Genomic DNA, 7,666 nt, shown 5'->3' on the forward strand with positions numbered 1-7,666 from the left:
CGTTCAGTCTCACCAAGCGATCAGAAATTCACGCCATTTTGGAGGAAGTGCCCATGCCTATCCGCAATCGTATTGCGCAGATGCACGAAGAGATCACCGGTTGGCGGCGCCACCTGCATGAGAACCCTGAACTGTTGTTTGATGTGCATGAAACAGCGGCCTTTGTGCAGGCGCGCCTGAAGGAATTTGGCGTGGATGAGATCACGCCGGGCATTGGGCAGACCGGTGTTGTGGCGGTGATCAAAGGCAAAAGTGACACCAAAGGTCGCGTGATCGGCCTGCGTGCGGATATGGACGCGCTGCCGATTCATGAGGCCACCGGGTTGGACTATGCCTCCAAAGTGGATGGAAAAATGCACGCCTGCGGCCATGACGGGCACACCGCGATGCTGTTAGGCGCGGCGAAGTATCTGGCTGAAACCCGCAATTTTGACGGCACGGCGGTGATGATTTTCCAGCCTGCCGAAGAGGGCGGCGGCGGTGGCCGTGAGATGTGCCGCGACGGGATGATGGACCGTTGGAACATTCAGGAAGTCTACGGTCTGCACAACGGACCGGGTACGCCGATTGGTGAATTTGGCATCCGTCCCGGGGCGCTTCTGGCATCGGCGGATGAGTTTGAGATCGTGGTCACGGGCAAAGGTGGCCACGCGGCGGAGCCTCAGGAGGCGGTCGACACAACCCTTGTGGCGGCGCAGATCCTGGTCTCCTTGCAAAGCATTGTGTCACGCAATGTGAAGCCAATTGAGCGCGTGGTGCTGACCGTGGGGACATTGGAGACCGACAGCAGCGCGTCTAACGTGATTGCGCATACGGTGCGCATGAAAGGCACCGTGCGTACCTTGGACAACAACAATCGGGCATTGGCGGAGAAACGTATTCGCGAAGTGGCCACCCATACTGCGTTGGCGTTTGGCGCAACAGCAGAGGTAATCTGGGAAGAGGGCTATCCGGTCACGGTGAACCATGACCGTGAGACCGCGTTTGCCGTGGAAGCGGCTCAGGCCGTGGCGGGTGAGGCAAATGTCGACGCTAATGTGCAGCCGATCATGCCAGCGGAGGATTTTTCCTTCATGCTGGAAGAGCGCCCCGGCGCGTATATTTTCTTAGGTAATGGCGACAGCGCACAGTGCCACCATCCAGCCTACAACTTCAACGACGAGGCGATTCCTGTTGGGAGCAGTTGGTTTGTCGAAATGATCGAGCGGCGCATGCCGAGCGCAGACTGAAGCCGAGGTAGGGGAGAGAGACATGCCGGTTAAGAACCGTTTTGCGGAGTTGCACGCCGAAATCACTGATTGGCGGCGGGATATTCATGCCCATCCAGAGGTGCTTTATGAAACCCATCGTACATCCGCTTTGGTGGCAGAAAAGCTCAAGGCGTTTGGATGTGACGAAGTTGTCACCGGCATAGGTCGCACTGGTGTGGTTGGGCTGATCAAAGGCAAGAGTGACACCAAAGGCAACGTGATTGGCCTGCGGGCGGACATGGATGCGCTGCCAATGGCGGAGCAGACCGGGTTGGACTACGCCTCCAAGCATGAAGGTGCGATGCATGCCTGTGGCCATGATGGGCACACGGCGATGTTGCTCGGTGCCGCGAAGTATCTTAGTGAGACACGCAACTTTGATGGCGCGGTGGCGGTGATTTTCCAGCCTGCCGAAGAAGGCGGTAATGGCGCTTTGGCCATGGTGGAAGACGGCATGATGGAGCGCTTTGGCATCAAAGAGGTCTATGGCATGCACAACTATCCCGGCCTGCCAGTTGGAGAGTTTGCCTTGCGCAAAGGACCGTTGCTGGCGGCGGTGGATTTCTTCACCATCGAGATTGAAGGCAAGGGCGGCCATGCGGCGCAGCCGAATAAGACCATCGACCCAACCATGATGGGCAGTCAGATCCATCTGGCCCTGCAATCCATTGTCAGCCGCAACGCTGATCCGGTGGACCGTGCCGTGCTGTCGGTGACCTCGTTTCAGACCGGATCCGACGTCTACAATGTGATCCCGCACACCGCGACGCTGAAAGGCACCGTGCGCACGTTTAACCCGGACACGCAGGATATGGTTGAGGCGCGCATGAAAGAGGTTGTGGCTGGCGTTGCGGCGACCTTTGGCGGCACGGCCAAGGTCGACTATCAACGGATCACGCCTGCGACAATCAACTGGGATGAGCAAGCAGCGTTTGCACAAGAGGTTGCGACCGCGGTGTCAGGCAGCTGTCATGAAGCGCCTTTGAAGATGGGGGGAGAGGACTTCTCCTACATGTTGCAAGCGCGGCCCGGGGCCTTCATCATGGTCGGTAACGGCGACAGCGCGGCGTTGCACCACCCAGAATATAACTTTAACGACGAGGCAATCCCGCACGGGAGCAGCTTTCTGTCGGAAGTGATCGAACGCCGCATGCCTGCGGTTTAAGAACGTACTATTGAGCGAGGAACAATTATGCCCACCAAGAACCGTTTTGCAGAGCTGCATGACGAAATCACCGCCTGGCGCCGTGATTTGCATGAGAACCCAGAGATCCTGTTTGAAACCCACCGCACCAGCGCGCTTGTGGCGGAGAAACTGGAAGAGTTTGGTCTGGATGAAGTGACCACCGGCATTGGCCGCACTGGTGTTGTTGGCGTGATCAAAGGCAAAGAGACCGGATCTGGTAAGGTGATTGGTCTGCGCGCTGACATGGATGCGCTGCCGATCCATGAGCAGACCGGTCTGGAGTATGCCTCTAAGACACCGGGGGCGATGCACGCTTGCGGCCATGATGGGCATACTGCGATGTTGCTTGGTGCGGCGAAGTATCTGGCGGAGACCCGAAACTTTGACGGCACCGTTGTGGTGATCTTCCAGCCTGCCGAAGAAGGTGGCGGCGGTGGTCGCGAGATGTGTGAAGACGGTCTTATGGAGCGTTGGGGCATTCAGGAAGTCTACGGCATGCACAACTGGCCGGGCGTGCCATTGGGCACTTTTGCGATCCGTCCGGGGTCGTTTTTTGCTGCAACCGACCAGTTCGAGATCCACTTTGAAGGCAGGGGCGGTCACGCAGCCAAGCCACATGACACTGTTGATACCACAGTGATGTCCGCGCAGGCGGTGCTGGCACTGCAAACCATTGCCAGCCGCAATGCTGATCCAGTGGATCAGGTGGTTGTGTCTGTGACCAGCTTTGAGACCTCGTCCAAAGCGTTCAACGTGATCCCGCAGAAGGTGCACATCAAAGGCACCGTGCGCACCATGTCCAAAGACATGCGTGCCTTGGCGGAAGAGCGCATCAACGAGATCTGCAACGGTATCGCTGCGACCTTTGGTGGCACAGTTGAGGTGAAGTATCACCGCGGCTATCCGGTGATGGTGAACTCTGAAACACAGACCGAGTTTGCCGCCGAAGTGGCCAAGTCGATTTCCGGCCAGTGTGATGAAGCGCCGCTGGTGATGGGCGGCGAGGACTTTGCTTTCATGCTGGAAGAGCGCCCAGGGGCCTATATTCTTGTTGGCAACGGCGAAGACGGCGCGATGGTGCACCACCCGGAATACAACTTCAACGACGAGGCCATTCCGGCGGGCTGTTCCTGGTGGGCAGAAATTGTTGAGCAGCGGATGCCTGCTGCCTAAGTGATGCGGACGGCGGCGCGGTAATCAGCGCCGCCGGTCCCGTAATACAGCAGGGTCAGGAGGCCTTGCGGTGTTCCAACTGGGTCGACAGCGCCTGCAGAAGGTGGGCCTTGTTGATCGGCTTGGACAGGAAGTAGTCCATGCCTGCTTCCAGACACGCGTCTTTGTCACTGTCAAACGCATTGGCTGTCAGCGCCACAATGGGCGGCTGATGAATGGGCAAGGACCGGATGATGCGGGTGGCTTCCACCCCGTCCAGTTCCGGCATCGACATGTCCATCAGAACCACATCTGGATTGTAAGCTTTGCAGAACTCGACTGCCTGCAGCCCGTTTTCCACCTCAATCAGTTCCACGTCAAAAGCGGACAGGTATTTTTGCACCAGTAGGCGGTTTGTTTTGTTGTCTTCGGCCAGAAGAATGCGCGCGCCATCCAGGTGCTCTGAGGCAAACACTGTGGGGGCAGCGTCTGGTGCCGTGTTTCCGGACGCAGGTTTGGTGTCGATGGTGGCGACAAAACAAGCTCCTTCGTAATAGTCTTCACAGAGGATAATATTGCCGCCCATACGGCGGGCAAGCATGGCAGAGATTGTCAAGCCAAGCCCGGTGCCGCCAAAGGCCCGTGTGGTTGCGGCATCCGCTTGTGCGAAGCGGTCAAATATGTGCTTTGCCTGCTCAGACGTGATGCCAATACCGGTGTCATATACGCCAATTTTGATGCCGTGCTCCGCGTCATCGTCCCGGCTCACCTTAACCCGCACACCGCCTTCGGAGGTGAATTTCACAGCGTTGCCAACCAGATTCACAACAATCTGGCGCAGCCGGCCATCGTCGGATCGCACGTCTTGAGGCAGATCCTCGGCATAGTCCACGGTGAGAAAAATGCCTTTTTTCTCTGCTTTGTGGCGCAGCAGCTCGACAGCGCTGTTGATGCAGCGGCGTAGGTTGAAATCAACCTCGGACACCTCCAACTTACCACTTTCCAGGCGTGACAGGTCCAAAATGTCGTTGATGATTTTAAGCAGCGCATGGCCACTGTCACGCAGGGTTTCGACACATTGCCGATCGTCGATCGAAAGATCACTTTCGCTAAGCACATCCGCCATGCCCAGAATGCCATTCATCGGGGTGCGGATTTCATGGCTCATATTGGCGAGGAACTCAGATTTGGCGCGATCGGCCTTTTCCGCCACAAGTTTGGCTTCGGCCAGATCTTTCTCGTAATTTTTGGTGCGGGTGATGTCGCGCTCGATCCCGATGTTCATCGTGACGTTGCCGTCGTCGTCTTTGATCGGGAAGATATTGGTGCCTACCCAAATGTCCCGGCCGTCTTTGGTTTTGTTGACAATCTGACAATGGAACCGGTTGCCCTGAATCCGTTGCTCGATCATGGCCTGGACTGTGTCGGGATTGGTGTTCTCTGAATTCAGCAACTGGGCAACGTGTTGGCCGACGGCCTCTTCTGAGCTGTAGCCCATCATGCGGGTGAAGCCGGCATTCACCCACTGAATTATGCCATCTGGCGTGCTCAGGATGATGCTGTCGGAGGCGTGTTTGGCCACCAGGGACAGGCGTTCAAGCTCGGCCTCGCGGCGCTTCAAGGCATCGATGGCGTGTCTACGGGTCTCGGACAGGCGTCCGGCAGCGAAGGTTGGTATAAAAATAAGCAACCCCACAAAGAGGAAGAAGACCCGGATTCCCCAAACGTCGTCAGCGGCTGTGGCCCATCCTATTTTGGGGCGCACGGCCATTTGCCAGGACCCACTTGGCAATTGAATGTCCATCAGGATGGGCGTGTCGTCCAGAATGGTGCTGTCGCCAAAAAAGAGCTCACCCTGAGCGCCGGTGCCATCTTTGCCTATGAGGGCGATGTCGATGGCCAGAGACGGATCCAAAAGGCCAGCTTCTTTGTAAAGGACATCCGCATCTATGACTGCAGCGACCAGCCCCCAAAACCTCCGTTGCCCGTTGCGTGTGTCCCAAACCGGGAACCGCCCAACAAAGCCCGTGCCGCCCTGAACCAGATTTAACGGTCCGGCAAGAACCACTTCGCCGCTGTCACGCACCCGATAGGCGGCCGCGCGTTGGGCTTCATTTTTGTTGTAGTCCAGCCCAAGCGCCGCTTTGTTTGGCTCATAAGGATAGACCCGGTTGACAACCAAATCCGGCGCCAGTGCGATATTGAGAAATTCGTAATGGCTGCCCATCACCTGGCTCGCAAGCGCACTGTAGTCTTTTTGGGACATGTCCAAATTGGCGGACAACGCTGCCACCATGCCGCGTACCAACAGAATGTCTGCGGTGACGTGGCCTTCCAGCTGCGCGCGCAGACGACTGGCTTCACTGCCGATCAGGGCCCGTTGCTCTTGTTGCGCAATGACGGTCTCGTTTTTCTCGGCGTAAATAGCCAATGAAAACACCACCGCAAGCGCAATGAAGGAGGGCAGGTAAGTCCGTCGGGCCAGCGAGCGACTTAAGGTCCATAAAGATGTTGTCAGTGACATTTGGGATCCGGCATCAAATACGTAACGAACAGTGGTGTCAGGCGCACTGTTTCAGAAAGTCCTTCACCACTTATTAACGTGGGTTTTCGCGTAAGCGTTGTTTGCGGGCAACGCTTTGTCTGGGCATGGTCTTGGGCTTCGGCCAGTGTATATAAAGCGGTGAACCGCAGCAACAAACGGGCACCTAAGTATGGGCAATGAGCAAAAAAGCGCAGGCGTGTCGCTTGGATGGCAATTGCGCAGTTACCTGGCGCTGCGCGGTGTGTTGCAACCGGTGATGCGCGCTGTAGTGGCCCGCCGGGTGGCACGAGGCAAAGATGATCCCACACGAGCAGAAGAGAAACTTGGGCAAGCTGGGCTGGGCCGGCCTAAGGGTACAGTGATCTGGCTGCATGCGGTGGGGTTGGGCGAAGTCCTGGCGCTGCGGCCTTTGTTGCAAGTGATGGGGGAGATGGCGCCGGAAGCCCATTTCCTGGTCACCTCAACCGCACGCAGTTCAGCCCAGGTCCTGGGGCAAAACCTGCCGCCACGGGTGATGCATCAGTTTCTGCCGCTGGACGGCCCCACCTATGTTGCGCGGTTTCTGGATCATTGGCAGCCGGACCTGTCGATTTGGTCGGAGCAAGACCTTTGGCCCGGCGCAATTGTCGACAGCGCCCGTCGGGGTATTCCCTTGGCGTACATCAATGCACGGATCACACCGACCGGGTTTGCGCGTCGGCGCAAAGTCCGGGCGGGCTTTCAAGACCTGATGCAGATGTTTTCTTTTGTGGCGGCGCAGGAATCCACCTCCGCCGGCTACTTGAAGCGGCTTGGCGCGGCTGATCCTCAGCTCATGCCGTCGCTAAAACCGGCAGCAGCGCCCTTGAACGTAAATACCGCAGCCTTGGATGAGATGCAGGTCGCGTTGGCGGAGCGACGATGCTGGGTGGCGGCCTCCAGCCATCTGCCGGATGAGGCGGTGGCCATTGCCGCGCACAAAGAGGTGTTGGAATCTGACCCTGAGGCGCTGCTGATAGTTGCACCACGCGCGCCGGAGCGGGGGGCAGAGGTCTGTCAGGCGCTGTCGGAGGCGGGGCTGTCGTTTGCACAGCGCAGTTGTGGGCAGATGGTCGAGAAGTGCCATCAGGCCTATGTGGCCGACACGCTTGGTGAGCTGGGGCTGTGGTATCGCCTTGCACAGGTGGCGTTGATCGGTGGCAGCTTTGGTGACACAGAAGGGCACAATCCCTGGGAAGCCATTGCGTTGAGCTGCCCTGTGACGTGCGGTCCCAACACCGCCAACTTTGCCCAGGACTATTGTCAGTTAGAAGCGGAGGGCCTGGCGCATCGCATTTCTGGTGGCGATCAAGCGGTAAACCAGCTGGCTGATTGGGTGCGTGGCGGGCAGCACACCGACGCAACCACCCGCGCGACCGAATTGGTTGCAGATGCCCAGGCGGCTCTTCTGCCTTTGGCACGTCAGTTACTGTCTCTGCGGTCCCAGTAAATCGCGAGAGCCGCAACGGCTACGTGCTTTGGGGTAGGGGGGTAGAAAGGCCAGCGCCACTGCCC

5 protein-coding genes are annotated in these 7,666 nt (G+C 58.0%); 4 read left to right on the forward strand and 1 reads right to left on the reverse strand.

Annotation, left to right across the window (positions count from 1 at the left end; all coding sequences use genetic code 11):
- Window positions 1-53 precede the first annotated feature (53 nt).
- The 3 genes from JXR15_RS14680 to JXR15_RS14690 are packed head-to-tail and all read left to right on the forward strand — an operon-like array spanning window position 54 to window position 3,609.
- Window positions 54-1,229, forward strand: a complete 1,176-nt coding sequence (locus JXR15_RS14680) for a M20 aminoacylase family protein (protein ID WP_422053954.1) — start codon at window positions 54-56, stop codon at window positions 1,227-1,229.
- 22 nt (window positions 1,230-1,251) lie between these two features.
- Complete coding sequence (locus JXR15_RS14685; protein ID WP_422053955.1) at window positions 1,252-2,415, forward strand: M20 aminoacylase family protein; 1,164 nt, start codon at window positions 1,252-1,254, stop codon at window positions 2,413-2,415.
- Between the two features lie 27 nt (window positions 2,416-2,442).
- Window positions 2,443-3,609, forward strand: a complete 1,167-nt coding sequence (locus tag JXR15_RS14690; protein WP_422053956.1) for a M20 aminoacylase family protein — start codon at window positions 2,443-2,445, stop codon at window positions 3,607-3,609.
- A 55-nt stretch (window positions 3,610-3,664) separates the two neighbouring features.
- Here JXR15_RS14690 and JXR15_RS14695 read toward each other — a convergent pair whose 3' ends face one another.
- Entirely contained in the window at window positions 3,665-6,112 is a 2,448-nt protein-coding gene (locus JXR15_RS14695) for a response regulator (RefSeq protein WP_422053957.1), read from the reverse strand.
- Between the two features lie 190 nt (window positions 6,113-6,302).
- Between JXR15_RS14695 and JXR15_RS14700 the strand changes: the two genes are divergently transcribed.
- Window positions 6,303-7,601: a 3-deoxy-D-manno-octulosonic acid transferase gene (locus JXR15_RS14700; RefSeq protein WP_422053958.1), complete on the forward strand. Its 1,299-nt coding sequence runs from the start codon at window positions 6,303-6,305 to the stop codon at window positions 7,599-7,601.
- Window positions 7,602-7,666 lie beyond the last annotated feature (65 nt).

The sequence above is a fragment of the Shimia sp. genome, assembly GCF_049116215.1.
GTDB lineage: Bacteria > Pseudomonadota > Alphaproteobacteria > Rhodobacterales > Rhodobacteraceae > Shimia.